The sequence below is a fragment of the Wolbachia endosymbiont (group B) of Germaria angustata genome (genome assembly GCF_964026725.1).
In the GTDB taxonomy this organism is placed as follows: Bacteria; Pseudomonadota; Alphaproteobacteria; order Rickettsiales; family Anaplasmataceae; genus Wolbachia; species Wolbachia pipientis_C.
Genome location: NZ_OZ034691.1, coordinates 681,235 through 698,463, shown reverse-complemented (window position 1 = coordinate 698,463; position 17,229 = coordinate 681,235). Strand labels below are relative to the sequence as shown.

Here is a 17,229-nt window from a genome sequence, read left to right as displayed (position 1 = left end):
TGTTAGTATATAGCTTAAATTAAAGTAAAAACTATGACTACAGCTAAGAAACGGAAACTACCAAGTGACTTTCATGATGTTGAGGTTGGAATAAAAAGGCCCAGGATATTAGGGCAAATGAATGTACCTAGGAAACGGAAATCATCAAGTGGTCTTCACGGTGTTGAAAGTCCGAAAAGGTTCAAGAGCTTTGGGGCAAGAAATAACTCTTTTAAATAGTAATTCTTACCCTAACGATTTCTATGAAGGTAAACTTAGTGATGTTGTAGGGCAGTCCGTTAGTGATGTGGAACAAAAACTTTCTAGCAGTCAAGTAGCTAAGTGTGATACTGCAGGAGATGGCAATTGCTTTTTCCATGCCGTGTTTGGTAAAAATAGTTTTGATGTATACAAAACTGACAAAGCTCAAGCAATGCGTAAAGAGTGGCGCGAATTTTTAAATCAGTTTAAATCATTGAATGATCCGAAAATGCCAAATGCTCTTAAGCAACACTTGAGAACATTCTTTGTAGATCTATTGAGTAACATTGGGGAAGTGCTTAATATACCAAAAGAGATGAAAAGAGCTCATTGAGGAAATAAATAAAAAAGTTGACAATGTAATAAATGAAAGTGTTGAAAGAACGAAAGCTTTAAAAAATAACATTATAGAAAAGTTTTCTGAAGATGAAAAATTTTGTAATGAAATATATGAAGTAATAAAGCAAGCTACCAATGCATATAATGAGCGTAATGCGCAGCAAAGAGATTTACTTAGTATTGAAGATTTACTAAAGAAAGAAAATGAGGAAACATTGTATAATAGAGTAGAGGAAGAGCTTGAGTCTTGTGCATATAGACTTGACACCACGCTTACTAAAGAAAAATATAAAGAGGAATATATAATTAATAACGACAGAATATTAGATTCAGTTATTGGTCAAAAAGACTTCTATCAGACTTACCTCAAAGCAATACAAAAACAAGGGTATTTTGTTTTTCACGGTGAAATCCCTATTTTAGCTTCTTTATCTAATACTGAAATCGAAGCATATTTTGAGGGTCAGGAAGGTATGACAATATATAAACCAGACCCAAACATGATAAATCCTGAGTATGTAAGGAAAGATGAATTATGGGGCAATAAGAAGAAGGAAGTAATATACCTGGGTGGAAACCATTACTCTAGAGCTAGGGTTATAACCAAGGAAATTCAAGAGCAAGAAGACTTTCAATTAGCAAAAGAACTTCAATTAGATGAAATTTTGGAGTATTGTAACCTTTCAAAGGATATCTCTGAGAGAGCAGAGGTTGAGAAGAGGTTTGATGAGTTATTGGCAAAAAATGCTGATGGAAACATTGGTGATGTTATAGCGCAGTGCATTAATGATGTACAGCAACGTATAAAATGCCTTGAGGAGCCAGTCTTATCAAGAAGATGCAGTGTGGAAGAAGCACGTGTAGGAAAAGCATTTTATCAACATACTTCTATAGGGGGCATTCTATAATAAAAGCCATGCTCATTTTTAACCACTGCTTAATAAGAATAAAGTCTTAGCAAAACAAACATAAGAACAATAGGATTTCTTGCTTGCAAAGCAACTCCAAGATCGGGAGGAAAAAGACTTTTTCCTTGCACAAGGGCAACTTCAAGAGCAACCCTCACGCACAATCTCTTAACCCAAATGGAAGAAGTAAAAATAGAAGATCAGCGGCAACAAATACTTGTAAAATAATAACTCTATGGTTAATATGCGAAGACTTAAGTAAAAAATGTTGTCATTCTAGTAGCTGATACTGGGCTCCAATGTCAATTACTCGGATAACAAAAAAACACAGGCTTCACATGCATCTGCAGTACTGTATTAGTCTACTATCTTCATTCCCACAACATTATACCCTGAATCAACATGTAAAATTTCTCCAGTTGTACCACTACTCAGGTCGCTTAATAAGTATAGTGCTGCCTTGCCAACATCTTCTATTGTAACATTGCGTCTAAGTGGAGAATTACTTCTATTCCATTCCGATATGGAGTGAAAGTCACTTATTCCAGAAGATGCCAAAGTTCTGATTGGACCAGCAGAAATTGCATTTACTCTGATGTTCTGTGGTCCGAGATCACATGCTATATATTTTACACTTGCTTCAAGTGCTGCTTTACATAAACCCATCACATTATAATTTGGCATAACTTTTTCAGCACCATAGTAAGATAAAGTAAGTAAACTACCGCCATTTAACATCATTTTTTCCGCTCTTTGCGCTAAAGCAGTAAAAGAATAGCACGATATATGCATTGCATTAATAAAGTTGTTTAGTGAAGTATTGACATATTTACCATTTAGCTCATTTTTATCGGAGAATGCTATTGCATGTACCAAAAAGTCAAGAGTATTCCATTCTTTCTTTATTTCCTCAAAAGCATTATCTATGGTTTCCTCATTTGAAACATTACAGTGCAATATTAACTCTACATTTAATTCACTTGCTATTGGTAATAATTTCTCTTTTTTTGTTTCATTTTGATAAGTGATTGCAAGCTCAGCTCCATGTTCTGAGAGAGTCTTTGCTATACCATACGCTATTGATCTTTTATTTGTTATTCCGGTTATTAACCCTTTTTTGCCCTGCAATAGACTTGTTGCCATAAAATTATTTGCCTTTCTTATAATTTGGAATATTAACTGAGTAAAGTCAATTATGTTTTAAAACATAGCTAACGTATAAAAATTACTTCCGCATATTTTCAATCTAATTATAATTACAATTAGAGATATTTTAAGAGCTCAAAATCTATCTTTAGTCTGCTGACTTTTTAATCAAACTTATTAAAAAATGTATTCTTCAGTGTATATCTGTCGTATATGCACCGCATTTTTTTCTAACTTTTTTTACACAGGAGGATTTTATGTCCAGAATTCCAGATACTTGACCTTTACTTTGGCTAAAAATCCACTGGCGCCTGTGGTTTTTATAAAGAAAGTACAGAAAATACTCTAGAGAACATGAAATAAGGATACTGAAATATAAGCTGCCTACATTTGCAAACAGCTCATAAAGTCTTCTTATTTACTTACTCCTTGAGCAAAAGAAAGTTGTTTTGATATAGTCACACTTTCCATACTTGTTGAAGGATTCTGTGAAACTTTTACTATTTCAGAACCTTCTTTACGTAAGTAGGATAGTGCATCATGCAAGGACTTCGCTTCGTATTGTTTTCCTACTTTTACTTCTTTATGTGCAGCTATTTGCTCCCAAGTGATACCATTGCTTTCAATAAGCTTGATAGAACCGTCATCACTAATATTAATTTTCATTTTACACTCTTTTTCTTCATCGTACCAATTCAAAGTCATGTTATATGAGCCATTAGCTACTTCATAAATTCTTACTCCATGCTCATCAACTCGTCCACGCATTCCTCTTTTTTCATCTCCAGGTAGCAACAATGTAACCACCGTTATCCTATTGCTTTCAAAAAAATCATTAGTTAAAATATTACTAATGTTTATTTTTCCTTTATTATCATTCAGCACAATTCTTGCAGTCAACATAGTTCTAATTGGACTTCTCACTCTAAGCTGTACAGATTCTACATCACTGTTTTCTATGTGTTTAGCAATTTCTTGCTTAGTTTCATCAATAATCTTGCCTTTTAGATATTTACCGTGATTTTCATTTTCTGAATTATAAGGAGAGCTATCAGCAAGAATTCGCCTTTTTGACTTTTCATCATCACAATCTAAATATTCAATTTTGCGGTCATGTTTGGTACCTAAAAATGGATGATCATCTTCTCTCACCCTATTATTCGGAGGAAAATTGAAAGTCCTATTCGATTTATCACTTGACACTGGTCCAGGTGTTCCTTGAACAGCCTCAGAGTTTTTTTTCTTTAGAAGAATTACTTAACATTATATACCCCTTATTCTATAAATAGCCTTATCTTAGAATGTTTTTAACATATGTCAAATAAAAATTTTGACATATTTGACATAAAAGCGTTTTAAATAATAAGAGCAAAATGGACAAATCTATTTCGTGAGTAACCAAAAATCGTTTTGTATTCATTCAGACAAGGAGAAATAGTAGATAGTGTCATGCAAGTAGCTGACACCCCTTGGTGGACCACACACACAACTTTACGAACATTTCAATTTGGCACATAGTAAATGATGTCATTCCAGCGCATGATGCTGGTTTTCATTTAATCTCATCAAATTTAGCATAAGCTTTGTAAATTTTTCTGGATTCCAGCTTCACGCGCTGGAATGACACCATCATTCTATAACACTCACCCAACCTAATGCATTACTTGCAATCTGGATCCCAGTACTTGGATAACACCAAAGGGGCTACTCGCATTTTTTAGTCCTAAATCACAGTTCTCGTACAGTAAACACTGACCATTTTTCGTATGAGTTACCTTTGCAAATGTTTGTACAACTGTAACACCCAACTTGAAAACTTCAGAAAAACTTACTTGTCGTTTTTTAATCTGTTTAAATTTCCAAAACCAATCTATTTGGATCTTCTATGTAATTTTTGATTTTAACAAGGAAAGTAACTGCTCCTTTACCATCAACTATTCTGTGGTCGTAAGAGAGGGCAATGTACATCATAGGTCTGATTTCAATTGAGCTACTCACAGCAACTGGCCTATTTTGTATTGAGTGCATGCCAAGTATTCCAGATTGGGGAGGGTTGATTATTGGAGTAGAAAGAAGTGAACCGTATACACCACCGTTTGAGATAGTAAATGTTGCACCTTCCATTTCCGATACTTGCAGCTTACCTTCTCGTGCTTTTTTGCCAAGAGCAACTAAAGTCAATTCAATCTCGGCAAATGACATTTGATCAGTATCACGAATAACTGGTACAACAAGACCTTTGTCAGTGCCAACAGCAACACCTATGTCATAGTAATTTTTATATACAATTTCATCACCTGAAATCTCAGCGTTAATCTCACGAATTTCTTTTAGTGCTTGCACTGCTGCCTTTATAAAAAACGACATGAAACCCAGTTTTATTCCATATTTCTTTTCAAAAGTTTCTTTATACTTTGCCCTCAGATCCATGACGTTTTTCATGTCAATTTCATTGAACGTGGTCAGTATTGCAGCAGTATTTTGCGATGCTTTCAAACGAGCAGCAATGACTTGCCTTATTTTGCTCATTTTTACTCGTTCTTCTCTTCTCTCTCCACTTGCTACGCTTTTTGGCGATTCATATTGTTTTACCGCAGGTTGTTCAGCCTTACTCATATGGTCTATCACATCCGCTTTAGTTATTCTGCCTCCCATGCCAGTTCCTTTTACATTTTCTGCACTAATTGCATTTTCTTCCATAATTTTACGAGCTGAAGGGGCATCTTTTTTATCAGGGCTTTCGCCTTTATCTTCTTTTTTCACTTCTTCTTTTACTTCTCCTACAGAAAGTTTTGCCAATAATTGATCAGGGCTGATTACATCATCTTCTTTCACAAGAAATTCGGTTATTTGTCCTGAAGCTTCTGCAGTTAATTCTAGTGCTGTTTTGTCAGTCTCAATTTCAAAGATCAAGTCATCTACTTTTATTGCTTCACCGATATTTTTCTTTATTTTTACTATACCTTCCGTAACCGATTCACCACCAAGAGTTTTTGGCGCTCTAATTTCTATAATTTTGCTCATAAAATAACTTCTACATAAAACTTTCTATAAATTTATACATGAAAAGAAACATAAATAAACTAATAAATTCATTAGGCCTTTTATCATAATGCTTGATTATTTCCTCCTAATACATGCAAAATTAAAATACTAAGTAAATTGAAATAAGATTATGGATTTTGATAAGGCAGGCAATGCAGAAGACTTATATAACGAAAAACTTCAACTGATATGTAAGACTTATAACAGAGAATTACTATCAAATCAAAGAGTTGTTGATGGTATCAATTCAATGGATTACAGTAAGCTTAAAATCTTATGCAAGTATCATAATAAGTTTAGTCACAAAGGTATTGAAGAATTACTATTAGATGAAAGCATTGTTAATCACATCAACGATTATGATGATGAAATGTTTAGGTCCATGCTAAATGATGCACCTTCGGAGCACAATATTCTAGAAATACTAAAAGGTGAAGAGGTTCGCAGTAGTGAATTTGACAGTAGTGATGGCGAGGAGAATGAAGAAGATTATGGATATTATGATAATTTTGATTACGAGGAAGATGAAAAAAATGATCCGAATAACTTCGCTAAAGAAGCATTAGGAGATAAAGGAACTAATGAAAAACGTGTTGATGATGTTCAGTTTTGCAACGATGCAGATGTGGGAGTACCACTAGACAATCAAAATGCTATTAGGAATATCCGTTTTATTCAATGGATGATAGTTGAGAGTGATGGTAAGCTTAGTGAGCAAAATGTTACAGAATTACTAAAAGATTCGAGTTCTATTGATCTAATTAACTCTCTTGATGATAAAAAGCTTCAACTTATACTCAAGAGTGATAAGTTTAGTGGTGAAAATATTATAGAGTTATTAGGAAATCAAAGAGTTGTTGAATACCTCTATTTTATTGATTATGAAAAATTTGAACTCATTCATAATAGTGATAAGTTTAATAGTAGCAAGTATGCTAGTAGCAGTCACAAGATTATACGTTTGCTAGAAAATCAAGAGCTTGTTAAGCACATCAATTTTATTGATTATGAAAAACTTCAATTCATACTTTGTAATGATAAGTTTCTTCTTAGCGATATTATAAGACTACTAAAAAATCAGGAGGTTGTTGAGAATATCATTTCTTTTAACATTGAAAAATTTCGACTCATATTTTATAGTGATAAGCTTAACTGTGTAGATAAAATAGAATTACTAGAAAATCAGAAAATTGTTGATTGCATCAATTCGATTACTCCTGAGAAATTAGAACTCATATTTCGGAAGTTTAGTCTTCAAGATATTATAAAAGTACTAGAAAATATTGCTCCTGAGAAATCAGAACTCATATTTGAGAAGTTTAGTCTTCAGGATATTATAGAAGTACTAGAAGATCAAAACGCTGTTAAGGGCATCAATTCTGTTACCACTCAAGAGCTAAAAGCAATAACAGATAATGTTACTGGTAAGGTATTTGTTAATATATTTAAAAATTTTAAACCTAGCGTAAAGTCGACTTTGAGGCTTGCTATACTCCTGCGTAAAGCTGGTAAAATTACAGATATTAATATCGATTACTTGAACAACAAGGAACGTATTTACGAAGATATAATTAAATATGTTCCCCAAGAGCTGAGTATATATACTCAATATCCTTTCCCAGGGATTATCTTAGGCGGTAAAGATCTTCCTCAAGAGCAGGACATAAATATAAATTCACTTGTACCATTCCTTACATTTGAAAGATATATTGAATGCAAAGAACCTGTGTCAAAATTATATAATTTATCTTTAGAGCAGGTTATTGAGAATATCAATCCACATAAAAGAGCTAGGTATTTCTAATAACACTAAATTCATTTATTTATAATAATTTTACTATATCGTAAAACCATCTATATCAGACTATTTTTACTATATTTTCTTGGTAAAATCACTGGCAGCTGACACCGAGGTTCAGAAAATTTTTATAATATAGACTATCAATGATTTTTCAGTAATAATATAGTTTTAAGTGGATATAGTGAACGTTTCATACAGAGATATAGACATTAAGCTAATTAGAACAGGTTGAATTCAAATGTTGAATCTAGAATCTCTGCCAAAACATCTAGCAATTATTATGGATGGTAATGGTAGGTGGGCAAAGAATCAAGGAATGGTAAAAATTGATGGTTATAGAAAAGGCAGTGAAGTTGCATTTGATATTGCTAAGCATTGCACAGTCCTGGCCATACCTTACTTAACTTTGTATGCATTTTCCATGGAAAATTGGCTCAGATCTGAAAACGAAACAGACTACCTATTTAATTTATTTTACTCCACTTTAACTAATGAAGATAAAATGAAATTCATTTACAATTGTAACATTAAGTTAAATTTTATTGGCAATTTAAGTCTATTGCCCAGTAAAATATTCGATCAAATCAAAAAAGCAGAAGAAGTGACACATAAGAACGATGGTCTATTACTCACTATTGCAGTTAGTTATGGAGCAAAGCAGGAAATTATACATGCTATCAACAACGTCATAAAAGGAAATATTGATTGCGTATTGGAAGAGGAATTTGAAAAATTTCTTTATACTAAAGATTTACCAAAATTGGATTTATTAATTCGCACTGGTGGCGAGAAAAGGTTAAGCAATTTTTTACTATGGCAAGCAGCTTATGCTGAATTGTATTTTTGTGATACTTTGTGGCCTGATTTTTCTTGTCAAGATTTGAGTAAAGCATTAGCAGATTATACAAAGAGAGAGAAAAAATATGGTAGATAATAATTTTATGGTGAGAACACTGTCTTCAATAGTAATATTACTGATATTTTCTTTTGCTACATATTTCAGTGATTTATCATTTTATCTACTAATTTTTTCAATTGCGGTTCTATCTTCTTTTGAATGGTATAACCTAACTAAAGGCAATAGTATCTTATACATTTTTGCATTACTACTAATTGCACTACCAAATGCATCGCTGATATACTTATATAATCTACCACAGGGAAAATATGAATTAATATGGCTTATCTTAACCATTTGGAGCATCGATATTACCGCTTACCTATTTGGTAAAAACTTTGGTGGTGCTAAAATTTGCCCAATTATTAGTCCTGGAAAGACTTGGTCAGGGCTTTTAGGTGCAGTTTTAGCTGGAGTATTTTGTACAATTTTTGGCTCAATATTTTTGAGTTTATTTCCAATTTTCTATTCCCCAATAATTGGCGTTACAATTGCTATTCTAGCCCAACTTGGAGACTTTACTGAATCACTCATGAAAAGAGTTTACAATGTTAAAGATAGTGGAGGTATAATACCTGGCCATGGAGGAGTACTTGACCGTATGGACAGTTTCATCTTTACTGCCCCTTTTATTGCTATTTACATAAGCTAAAGAATGAAGTGCTATTAACCTTTGGTCCTTTCCTTTTTATTCACTGCTTTCACCTCAACAAATTGAAATTCTTCGGAGCTTACTATTTCACTCATGGGCTTACTGCAATAAGGACAATACATTTCTCCTTCTTTATGTAAATATACTACTGGATGAACAGAACCATTATCATTCTCATCACCACGGCAGCAAACTATTAGATTATTATCCCTCACTTCTGACATACTGCTCCTTTATTTTATAGTATTTTGTACATCGAGCATAACCGCTTTGAAGTGGAGAAAACAACAAATATTTATTCTCCATTTTTTACCCTATTTAGATTAATCAATTCGCTTTGGACACTTTTTGATACAAAATTGCTAACATCTCCTCCTAATCTCGCTATTTCTTTCACAAAACCTGATGAGATAAATTGAGTATCTTCAGATGCAGGAAGAAATATAGTTTCGATTTCAGGAAGGAGTTTATAGTTTACCCAGCTCATTTGAAATTCATAATCAAAATCTGATACTGCTCTGAGCCCCCTGATAATAACAGAAGCATTTTGCTCTTTGGCAAAATTCATTAATAATCCATTGAAAGATATGACATCTGCGTCAATTCCTAGTCCTTTCACTTCATTTTTAGCCATGCTTGTGCGTAGATTTATGTTGAAACTAGTATGTTTGTTAACATTTTCTGCAACACCAATTACTAACTTATCGACTAGCTTACATGCTCTTTTTATTATGTCAAGGTGCCCCAAAGTTATAGGATCAAATGTACCAGGATAAATTCCTATTTTGTTATTAATGTTCATTCTTTGTTTCTATACTTCAAAAACTTTTGATGGACATGATAACGTTTTTTGTCTAAAAATGAAAGTACGTAGTTGGCCTGATAGCTCAGTTGGTAGAGCAAAGGACTGAAAATCCTTGTGTCGCTGGTTCGATTCCTGCTCAGGCCACATTCTTTTTCTTAATGTTCTATAGTATATTATAGTATTAATATAATTATTTAGGAAATAATGTATAAATGTTACAATAGAATATTTAATATACTATTAATTACATTTCTACTATTAAGTAATATCGCTTATAGTGAAAAAGCAAACAAAGAACCATCTGCTTTGACAGCAGAGAATGCAGTAAATTATAATATAATTGTTGGTTTATTGAAAACAGATGAATCTCAAAATATCTATGAGATATTCAATAATTTTGGGGTTAAAACTATATTCATTGACTACGACAAAATAATTAATCTAAAAGAAATCCAAGAAGAGTTTGCAAAACAAGATGAAATATTGGCAAAAAAGCTGATACTAGATCGAATAAAAGTTGAAGTTGCAAAATTTATCAAAAAGCAAAAGATAAACAGAATATTTATTTCAGATAACTTTCATTCAGCTCTTAACCCTTACCGCCAGCTTGTGAATGAAGCAATTGTAAAAATAGTAGATGACAATCCTACAATTCATTTGCTTGCCATATGCGGTGGTTTACAAGACATTATGTATGCAAAAGAAATTGAAGTAACAAATGTTGTTAATGATGAGAAGAATCATTTAAAATCAGCACAAAAAGAGAATATACCTCTTCAGCAGATAAAAATTGTTCCAGGTAGTCGTTTGGAAAAAGTGGTAGCTAGATTTTTACTACCTAATCAAAATGGCTGGTTTTCAACTTATTTTCCGAATGCTCACTCAGGTACAGTAAGTAATACTACAGAGAATAGAAGAAGGCTAGAGCTACTTGGATATAAAATTGCAGCATTTGCCAATGACGGGGTAATAGAAGCTATCGAAGATAAGCATGGTAATATTTACTTTCAAAGTCATCTAGAAGCCCTTGTTGTCAAATCAGATAAAAACTCTCGTTTGTCAAGCCAAAAGGTACGTCAGATTTCAACACTAGTTGCTATAGCGATTATAAATGATTTTCTTCATCGCATTTAATGCTAAAATAAGGAAAATCATCTAATGTCATGCCAGTACCCTTTTTCTTGTCATTCCAGTGCGTGACGCTGGAATCCAGTTTTTCATTTCATCAAATTTAGCATAAGCTCAAGTTTGCTTATAAATTTTTCTGGATGCCAGTGTCTGGGCACTGGCATGACATTATGGAATTTGAGCTCCAGTGTCAGCTACTTGAATGACACCTGATTATGATGAAAGAAATCTAATGATTTATATAAAACCCATAGCATGTCGAACGAAGCTTTTTTTAAGAAAATCTGAATTTTCAACTACCATTAAACCAAGATTTCTCAGAACTTGAGCGCAAAGTATTCTGTTGGAAAATATTCTATTTAGTCCATCAGTTGCAAGTGCCATAGTAAAATTATCAAAGTATCTATCACGTGAAATTTTCTTCAATAGATAGTTACTACCAACATCAATGCCAGAGGATTTTGCAGCAGTTATTTGTCTAATAACACTCTCTACATCTCTCATTCCAAGGTTAAGTCCTTGACCTGCAACCGGGTGGATTGAATGTGCTGCATCGCCAATCAGCAAAATTCTGCTTTTATGCAGCTTTCTTGCAAAAGAAAAACTCAAAGGATAGAATCTTCTTTCACCCTCTAACTCAATTTCTCCCAAATAAGAACCAAATCTTTTTTTGAGTTCTATGATAAACTCCGCTTCAGATAAGCTCATCAGCATTTTTGAAATTTCGCATTTTTCTGTCCAAACGATTGAAGAAGTATAGCCACCTTTCATTGGCAAAATTGCAAATGGACCACCAGGAAAAAACCGCTCTACAGCTAAGTTTTGGTGATGTAGTTCATGTTTTACATTAAATACCATGCTATTTTGTTTATAATCAAATTTTATCATTGGTATAGAAAACAACTCTGGCAGCTTAGAGTTTTTACCTTCAGCGCAGATAAATAGCGATGATATCAATTTTTGATCATTATCAAGAGTAACTTCCACGTATCCTTCGTCACAAGCAATTGTTTTATAGGAACGTGGAGAATATATATTGAGTTTATGCAAAAAATTATTATTGATTGCGTTCCATATAATAGCGCTCTTGATTACATAACCCATTGGTTCTTCACCAACCATTTTATGGTCATAATGCACAGTAAATGGACTATCTCCATCTAATATGCATATATCAAGTATTGGTTCAGCTTCACTCTCTAAGAACTGCCAAATCCCTAATTTTTCTAGTATTTTTTTTGAACCTTGAGAAATAGCGAATGCTCGATTATCATCAACTGCACGTGGCAAACTATTTTTCTCAATTACGGCTACAGATATAGAGTCATTACTAAGGCCAATAGCAGTAATAAGACCAATCAGCCCACTACCTGAAATGATTACATCGTAATTCATTTTATTTACCTAAAATTACATTCTACCCATTTTGAAAATAGTTTAAACGAACTTTGTAGACACTGAACTTCTCATTACTATCTTAGTTATAACCAAAATAGTAATAAATATTAATTATTTTACACTAAATTAGGTCTAATTTTATTAAAGGAGCTAGATTATGACTACAGATTGCAAAAAAGAATTACTAAATTGCATTAGCAAGTACAGAGAAGAACTTGCAGAAAATAAAGCAGCAATTAGACAAACTTTAACTAGCGATAAAATTAATATAAGCGATTACTTTTATAAGGGTGATAAAATCTGTAACAAAGAGCTGTTTAACATAGGAAGTGAGTGTCAAGATACAAAATATGGTAGTCGACAAGAATATACGTATGATGAGTGGAAGGAAAAAATTGAAAAACCTCATGCTAAAGATTTGCTAAAGATGTTACAAAATGAAATAAAAGGTAAAATATTAAAAAGTTTTGAAGATTATGAAAAATATCATAAAAATGCTACTGAAGCTATAAAAAGAGAATTAGACATAGATTCAAAATTAAAGGCAATACTCAAAGAAAAGCAACAACCAGAAACTGATGAAACTCGAGCATATTATGACGTTATACGAGGTTTATATGAAAATGGAGACATGCGCTCTCAACTAAAGTGCAATGATCTTGATTGTTTTAATAGAACAATAGAAGATAATCTATCTCAAAAACAATCCGAGCTAGCTGCTATAAAGGATGACTTTTTGGATAATACGCAAAATATTTTTCAACATATTCAAGTTGAAGATAGTATTTTTTAGAGAAATAAGATTATGCTATTTTTTAATGAAATTTCTTAAGTGGTAGATTATTTTTTACAGCTATGGCTGAGGTAGCTGTCACTACCTGAAATGTAACAAATAAAATACCAATCTTAAATATTGCTATATTTCACGATAGTTTCTCAACTTTACGCACATGCTTTTGGAACATTCTCATTTGTCAAATAGTTTCTGGCATGCTACACAATCTGTAATGCAGGTTTTAACTTACTTTTACGCAATATTGATCATTCTTGAAAAGCAATCTAACATTTTCTATTCCTTGATTACGAATCTTTGATGCAGCTGATTTAGCTACCTGAGCGTTTACAAAAAATGCTACATATCCCTTACTTTCTGCATTGTTTTGTTTTGGGTGACGTTTCTGCATTTCTTTTTCATATTGCCTTTTGTAATGAGGAGTATTTTGTATCAATTGTTCTGACCTCTTTCTTAAGTACTCGACTTTTACCTTCGCAAGCCCAGACTTATGAAGTCCTAAAACTTGTGCTGCTTTTTCTGACAAGTCTATTATTCTACCTTCAACAAATGGCCCTCTATCATTAACTCTTATAACAAGCTTTCTTCCATTTTCTAAATTAGTAACACGAACAAAGCAGGGTAGGGGCAAGGTCTTATGTGCTGCAGAAATCAAGTGACGATTAAACTCTTCACCGTTAGCTGTAATTGTGCCATGATCTTCTATTCCATACCACGATGCTATTCCTACTTCCTCATAACAGCTACAGTATTTTGGGTGGTAGGTGATACCATTTATTGTATAGCTATTGCCAATTTTATAATGACCTGCGGTGTGATTAGACCTATTGCTAAAACTACAACTACTCATCAAAACGAATATTAGACATAGAAAGGCTAGTTTTTTTATCATTGTACTTAGTGAAATGGTTCGATACCATGAGGGTTTTAAATTATACTATAATAAATTTAGTAATAAGTAAACGTCTACTGCCAAATATGCACAGCACTAAAAAAGAAGTAATACATATAATCGGTATAGGTGGAATTGGAATGAGCGCAATTGCTGAAATTCTTCATAATTCCAGTTATAAAGTTCAAGGCAGTGATACGCAATCAAACGACAATATAGATAGGTTACAAAAATTAGGTATAGAGGTCTATATTGGTCACAATGCAAGTAGTATTAGACAAGCTCAAATAGTTGTACATTCTTCCGCAATAAAACCTGATAATGTGGAGCTAGTTGCAGCAAGAAATAACAATAAAACCGTTTTGCATAGGTCAGACATGCTGGTTAAAATTATGAAAGGTAAATATGTGATAGCAGTTTCAGGTTCAAGTGGCAAGACGACGACGACAGCTATGATTGCTTCCATTTTTGATCATTCTGGTGCTGACGCCACTGTAATTGTTGGAGGAATATTAAATTCCTATCAGAGTAATGCAAAACTTGGCAAAAGTGACATTTTCTTAATTGAGGCTGATGAGTCTGATGGAACTATGTTAAAAATTCCTGCAGATATTGCTGTTGTAACAAGTATTAATGACGACCATATAGACCATTACGGTACATTTAACGACATCAAAAATGCGTTTTCTAGATTTGTAAACAACGCGAATTTTACTATTTTGCCTGATTCTGCAGACATCAATCATGATGCGAGTAATTCTATAAAGTTTTGGTTTGGAAATGGTAAAATTAGAGCTAGCAACATCAAACAACACAATAATAGCATAGAATTTGACGTGCTGATTAGTATAAACGAAAGTAATCGTATTCCATTGTCCACTACTCGAGTAGTTGAGAGGGGTGGAATAAAAGCAGCCCTTTCTTCATCACCTCAATGCTTGAAACTGGATTCTCGTTTCAATGTTAAACAAGATACTATAGAATTTAAGAGGACAATCCCTAGAAAATCTCTACATTCAAAAAAAGTAAATCGTACTAATGCTATTTGAACAAGCTAGCGTAAAAGTAAGCTAAATTTTTTAAGGTACAAAAATAGCAAGAAACAGTTGTTTGAAAAAAATTGGAATTTGATTGGATTGCTGAAAATTGGCTCTCAAACTTTAGACGCATGAGCAAGATAATACTCTTTAACTAATATAGATTAGGTGATTTGGAAGAGATACATCTAGAGCAGCCGACAAAGTTACAATACATATTACCGCAATAACTAGAAATGAGAAGGATCTATATGGTAATTATAGATTTTTCCAGACCTTGAAAACAATAAATAGACAGTAAATTAGAACTACTGCAAAAAAGACAAGAATAGCTACACTGGTTGCTTGACCATCGTAAACGTAGCTTGTTAAGCCGATAAAAATAGCCATGATAGAAGCTCTAATAAATGAAATTGCAGAAGAAGTTGTGCCTTTCATTTCAGGGAAAATATTTAATGATGCATTGAAAATGACTGCTTGACAAATTCCACAGCCAATACAAAAAATAACCATAGACAGCGTTACTAAGTAGTAAGCACTGGGCATGATTATACTGAATATTAAAAGTGATAGGGATCCAATAGCAATTACGCCTGTACCGGAAATTACACACCAAATTGCTCCAAGTTTCTTTAAGATCTTACTGGAAAACAGGCTAATTAGTGAGAAAGACCCAACCATTGCACCTTGATGTAGCGCATAAATAGTGCTGGATAAACCAAAAGTTTCCATATACAAAAAAGGGCCACAAGTAATGAATGACATATAAGCCGCAGAAAAAAGGCTCTGTGCCAAAGACAACACCATAAATTTTGAACTTGATAATAATTTTTATAGTCTTTCATCATTTTTTTTAGACTAAAAATATCACGGTCCTTTTTTGTTTCTGGTAACAGAAAAAGCAGCAAAACCCAAGAGATGAAACAAAGTATTGCAACACTTGCATAGTTGCCACGCCACCCAACAATTTTGTTGATGAAACTGCCTAATACTGGTGCAATTGCTATGAGAACTGTGATAATAGAATTCATGATTCCAATAAATTTTACTGCTTCGTTGCCTTTATAGCTGTCTGCAATAATTGCAAACACAACTACAGATGTGCTAACACCAATGCCTTGAATAAAGCGAGAGATTAAAAGCCAAGAAACTGACAGCGCAAAAACACAGCCAACAGCACCGATGAGTAGCAAAGTGTTGCCTATGATCATCATCCTTCTTCTGCCATAGCATTCAGACAATGGACCAAAAAATAACCCTCCTATGCAAACGCCTAAAAAATTATAAGCAATAGTTAATTGAATTGTGCCTTCCAGTACGTTAAAATAGCGTACTATATCAGGAAAACTAGGTACAGAAATATCAATTTCAATGAACTTAGCAATTAGAGATAGAATTAATAAAAACGGTAGTAACACTTAAAATCTTTAATTAATGAATAAAAATATCACATTTAAAGCGTTGAAAGAAGAACATTTTTCACTATTATTAAAATGGGTAGAAACGCCCCATATAAAGAAGTGGTGGGATGCGGATATAAATTGGACACCAGAGTTAATTGAGAAAAAATATAGCAACTACGTTAAAGGATTCAAACGTTTGAAATTTAAGACACAAATTATTGAAAAACCAATGCACGCATTCATTATTAATTGTGATGGAGTTGATATTGGTTATATTCAATATTACAACAAACATGATTTCCCACCTGAACAGATCTATAACACTTTAGAACTTCCAGAAAGTTGTGCTGCTATAGACTGGTATATCGGAGAGCTGAATTATGTAGGTAAAGGAGTTGGTTCACAAGCTTTGAATATATTTTTAAACAAATTTGTCTTTAAAGTTTATGAGAATGCCTTTGTCGACCCAGGTATAGCAAATGTTTGTGCAATCCGTGTTTACGAAAAAGTTGGCTTTAAAAAAAATATGGAAAGTAATAGTGCGATTTTAATGATTAAGGCAAGAATTCCTGAGAACCATTCAAGATGAGTGTTTTTTCAACAATCTACCTAAATTACTACAAGTGGTTTATAAAAATATACAAGGAGCTTTATATAAACTTAACATAATTTAATCATAAAAATATCATTATTAAGTCCTATATAAGAACAAATTTTGGCACTCAGTGAATCTTTTTTAACTAA

At 32.9% G+C, this 17,229-nt stretch carries 17 protein-coding genes, 1 tRNA gene and 1 pseudogene; 10 read left to right on the top strand and 9 right to left on the bottom strand.

Annotated elements, in window-relative coordinates:
- The first annotated feature begins 121 nt into the window (after positions 1 to 121).
- Positions 122 to 574 (top strand): hypothetical protein, encoded by a 453-nt coding sequence (locus tag AAGD63_RS03455; RefSeq protein ID WP_341813019.1) that lies wholly within the window; start codon positions 122 to 124, stop codon positions 572 to 574.
- A 220-nt stretch (positions 575 to 794) separates the two neighbouring features.
- On the top strand, positions 795 to 1,487 hold the full coding sequence (locus tag AAGD63_RS03450; RefSeq protein ID WP_264331045.1) for a hypothetical protein: 693 nt from the start codon (positions 795 to 797) through the stop codon (positions 1,485 to 1,487).
- Positions 1,488 to 1,844: 357 nt separating this feature from the next.
- Here AAGD63_RS03450 and AAGD63_RS03445 read toward each other — a convergent pair whose 3' ends face one another.
- The 3 genes from AAGD63_RS03445 to odhB all read right to left on the bottom strand — a co-directional run bounded on the left by AAGD63_RS03445 (position 1,845) and on the right by odhB (position 5,657).
- A complete protein-coding gene (locus AAGD63_RS03445) occupies positions 1,845 to 2,630 on the bottom strand; it encodes an enoyl-ACP reductase (RefSeq protein WP_341813018.1) in 786 nt (261 codons plus the stop codon).
- A 417-nt stretch (positions 2,631 to 3,047) separates the two neighbouring features.
- A complete protein-coding gene (locus AAGD63_RS03440) occupies positions 3,048 to 3,836 on the bottom strand; it encodes a hypothetical protein (protein WP_341813017.1) in 789 nt (262 codons plus the stop codon).
- Positions 3,837 to 4,484: 648 nt separating this feature from the next.
- Positions 4,485 to 5,657, bottom strand: a complete 1,173-nt coding sequence (gene odhB, locus AAGD63_RS03435) for a 2-oxoglutarate dehydrogenase complex dihydrolipoyllysine-residue succinyltransferase (protein ID WP_341813016.1) — start codon at positions 5,655 to 5,657, stop codon at positions 4,485 to 4,487.
- A 151-nt stretch (positions 5,658 to 5,808) separates the two neighbouring features.
- Here odhB and AAGD63_RS03430 point away from each other — a divergent pair, with 151 nt between their 5' ends.
- The 3 genes from AAGD63_RS03430 to AAGD63_RS03420 all read left to right on the top strand — a co-directional run bounded on the left by AAGD63_RS03430 (position 5,809) and on the right by AAGD63_RS03420 (position 9,029).
- A complete protein-coding gene (locus tag AAGD63_RS03430) occupies positions 5,809 to 7,482 on the top strand; it encodes a hypothetical protein (protein ID WP_341813015.1) in 1,674 nt (557 codons plus the stop codon).
- Between the two features lie 235 nt (positions 7,483 to 7,717).
- Entirely contained in the window at positions 7,718 to 8,413 is a 696-nt protein-coding gene (uppS, locus tag AAGD63_RS03425) for a polyprenyl diphosphate synthase (protein WP_341813014.1), read from the top strand.
- The gene (locus AAGD63_RS03420) at positions 8,403 to 9,029 is read left to right on the top strand and encodes a phosphatidate cytidylyltransferase (RefSeq protein WP_341813013.1); all 627 of its coding nucleotides are present in this window, start codon (positions 8,403 to 8,405) and stop codon (positions 9,027 to 9,029) included. The genes uppS and AAGD63_RS03420 overlap by 11 nt, the downstream gene beginning before the upstream one ends.
- A 14-nt stretch (positions 9,030 to 9,043) precedes the next feature.
- Here AAGD63_RS03420 and AAGD63_RS03415 read toward each other — a convergent pair whose 3' ends face one another.
- Entirely contained in the window at positions 9,044 to 9,253 is a 210-nt protein-coding gene (locus AAGD63_RS03415; RefSeq protein ID WP_341813012.1) for a zinc-finger domain-containing protein, read from the bottom strand.
- Between the two features lie 71 nt (positions 9,254 to 9,324).
- Positions 9,325 to 9,831, bottom strand: a complete 507-nt coding sequence (gene coaD, locus AAGD63_RS03410; protein WP_341813011.1) for a pantetheine-phosphate adenylyltransferase — start codon at positions 9,829 to 9,831, stop codon at positions 9,325 to 9,327.
- 74 nt (positions 9,832 to 9,905) lie between these two features.
- On the opposite strand from coaD, the gene AAGD63_RS03405 reads away from it, so the two are divergent.
- Both AAGD63_RS03405 and AAGD63_RS03400 read left to right on the top strand, forming a co-directional pair.
- Positions 9,906 to 9,978 (top strand) — tRNA-Phe (locus AAGD63_RS03405).
- Positions 9,979 to 10,038: 60 nt separating this feature from the next.
- Positions 10,039 to 10,968: a gamma-glutamyl-gamma-aminobutyrate hydrolase family protein gene (locus AAGD63_RS03400; RefSeq protein WP_341813010.1), complete on the top strand. Its 930-nt coding sequence runs from the start codon at positions 10,039 to 10,041 to the stop codon at positions 10,966 to 10,968.
- A gap of 231 nt (positions 10,969 to 11,199) precedes the next feature.
- Here AAGD63_RS03400 and ubiH read toward each other — a convergent pair whose 3' ends face one another.
- Positions 11,200 to 12,357 carry a 2-octaprenyl-6-methoxyphenyl hydroxylase gene (ubiH, locus tag AAGD63_RS03395; protein ID WP_341813009.1) on the bottom strand — a complete coding sequence of 386 codons (1,158 nt, stop codon included), beginning with the start codon at positions 12,355 to 12,357 and terminating at the stop codon, positions 11,200 to 11,202.
- A 160-nt stretch (positions 12,358 to 12,517) separates the two neighbouring features.
- Here ubiH and AAGD63_RS03390 point away from each other — a divergent pair, with 160 nt between their 5' ends.
- Positions 12,518 to 13,153: a hypothetical protein gene (locus tag AAGD63_RS03390; protein WP_341813008.1), complete on the top strand. Its 636-nt coding sequence runs from the start codon at positions 12,518 to 12,520 to the stop codon at positions 13,151 to 13,153.
- A 223-nt stretch (positions 13,154 to 13,376) separates the two neighbouring features.
- Here the strand turns inward: AAGD63_RS03390 and AAGD63_RS03385 are convergent, their stop codons facing one another.
- Positions 13,377 to 14,045 carry a septal ring lytic transglycosylase RlpA family protein gene (locus AAGD63_RS03385; RefSeq protein ID WP_341813007.1) on the bottom strand — a complete coding sequence of 223 codons (669 nt, stop codon included), beginning with the start codon at positions 14,043 to 14,045 and terminating at the stop codon, positions 13,377 to 13,379.
- A gap of 26 nt (positions 14,046 to 14,071) precedes the next feature.
- On the opposite strand from AAGD63_RS03385, the pseudogene AAGD63_RS03380 reads away from it, so the two are divergent.
- Positions 14,072 to 14,900 (top strand): annotated as a pseudogene (locus tag AAGD63_RS03380) (Mur ligase domain-containing protein); the annotation flags it as partial.
- A gap of 440 nt (positions 14,901 to 15,340) precedes the next feature.
- On the opposite strand, the gene AAGD63_RS03375 reads toward AAGD63_RS03380, so the two are convergent.
- Together AAGD63_RS03375 and AAGD63_RS03370 are read right to left on the bottom strand one after the other, a co-directional pair.
- Complete coding sequence (locus AAGD63_RS03375) at positions 15,341 to 15,763, bottom strand: hypothetical protein (protein ID WP_341813005.1); 423 nt, start codon at positions 15,761 to 15,763, stop codon at positions 15,341 to 15,343.
- Positions 15,742 to 16,500 (bottom strand): MFS transporter, encoded by a 759-nt coding sequence (locus tag AAGD63_RS03370; RefSeq protein ID WP_341813004.1) that lies wholly within the window; start codon positions 16,498 to 16,500, stop codon positions 15,742 to 15,744. Before AAGD63_RS03370 ends, AAGD63_RS03375 begins: the two co-directional genes overlap by 22 nt.
- Positions 16,501 to 16,516: 16 nt before the next feature.
- Between AAGD63_RS03370 and AAGD63_RS03365 the strand changes: the two genes are divergently transcribed.
- Positions 16,517 to 17,074 (top strand): GNAT family N-acetyltransferase, encoded by a 558-nt coding sequence (locus tag AAGD63_RS03365; RefSeq protein ID WP_341813003.1) that lies wholly within the window; start codon positions 16,517 to 16,519, stop codon positions 17,072 to 17,074.
- Positions 17,075 to 17,229: the final 155 nt, after the last annotated feature.

What these genes read in the sequence shown, in the direction of transcription:
- AAGD63_RS03455 (WP_341813019.1), top strand. Translation starts at nt 122, where the DNA reads ATGTACCTAGGAAACGGAAATCATCAAGTGGTCTTCACGGTGTTGAAA.
- AAGD63_RS03445 (WP_341813018.1), bottom strand. Translation starts at nt 2,630, where the DNA reads ATGGCAACAAGTCTATTGCAGGGCAAAAAAGGGTTAATAACCGGAATA.
- odhB (WP_341813016.1), bottom strand. Translation starts at nt 5,657, where the DNA reads ATGAGCAAAATTATAGAAATTAGAGCGCCAAAAACTCTTGGTGGTGAA.
- AAGD63_RS03430 (WP_341813015.1), top strand. Translation starts at nt 5,809, where the DNA reads ATGGATTTTGATAAGGCAGGCAATGCAGAAGACTTATATAACGAAAAA.
- uppS (WP_341813014.1), top strand. Translation starts at nt 7,718, where the DNA reads ATGTTGAATCTAGAATCTCTGCCAAAACATCTAGCAATTATTATGGAT.
- AAGD63_RS03420 (WP_341813013.1), top strand. Translation starts at nt 8,403, where the DNA reads ATGGTAGATAATAATTTTATGGTGAGAACACTGTCTTCAATAGTAATA.
- AAGD63_RS03415 (WP_341813012.1), bottom strand. Translation starts at nt 9,253, where the DNA reads ATGTCAGAAGTGAGGGATAATAATCTAATAGTTTGCTGCCGTGGTGAT.
- coaD (WP_341813011.1), bottom strand. Translation starts at nt 9,831, where the DNA reads ATGAACATTAATAACAAAATAGGAATTTATCCTGGTACATTTGATCCT.
- AAGD63_RS03400 (WP_341813010.1), top strand. Translation starts at nt 10,039, where the DNA reads ATGTATAAATGTTACAATAGAATATTTAATATACTATTAATTACATTT.
- ubiH (WP_341813009.1), bottom strand. Translation starts at nt 12,357, where the DNA reads ATGAATTACGATGTAATCATTTCAGGTAGTGGGCTGATTGGTCTTATT.
- AAGD63_RS03390 (WP_341813008.1), top strand. Translation starts at nt 12,518, where the DNA reads ATGACTACAGATTGCAAAAAAGAATTACTAAATTGCATTAGCAAGTAC.
- AAGD63_RS03385 (WP_341813007.1), bottom strand. Translation starts at nt 14,045, where the DNA reads ATGATAAAAAAACTAGCCTTTCTATGTCTAATATTCGTTTTGATGAGT.
- AAGD63_RS03375 (WP_341813005.1), bottom strand. Translation starts at nt 15,763, where the DNA reads ATGGTTGGGTCTTTCTCACTAATTAGCCTGTTTTCCAGTAAGATCTTA.
- AAGD63_RS03365 (WP_341813003.1), top strand. Translation starts at nt 16,517, where the DNA reads ATGAATAAAAATATCACATTTAAAGCGTTGAAAGAAGAACATTTTTCA.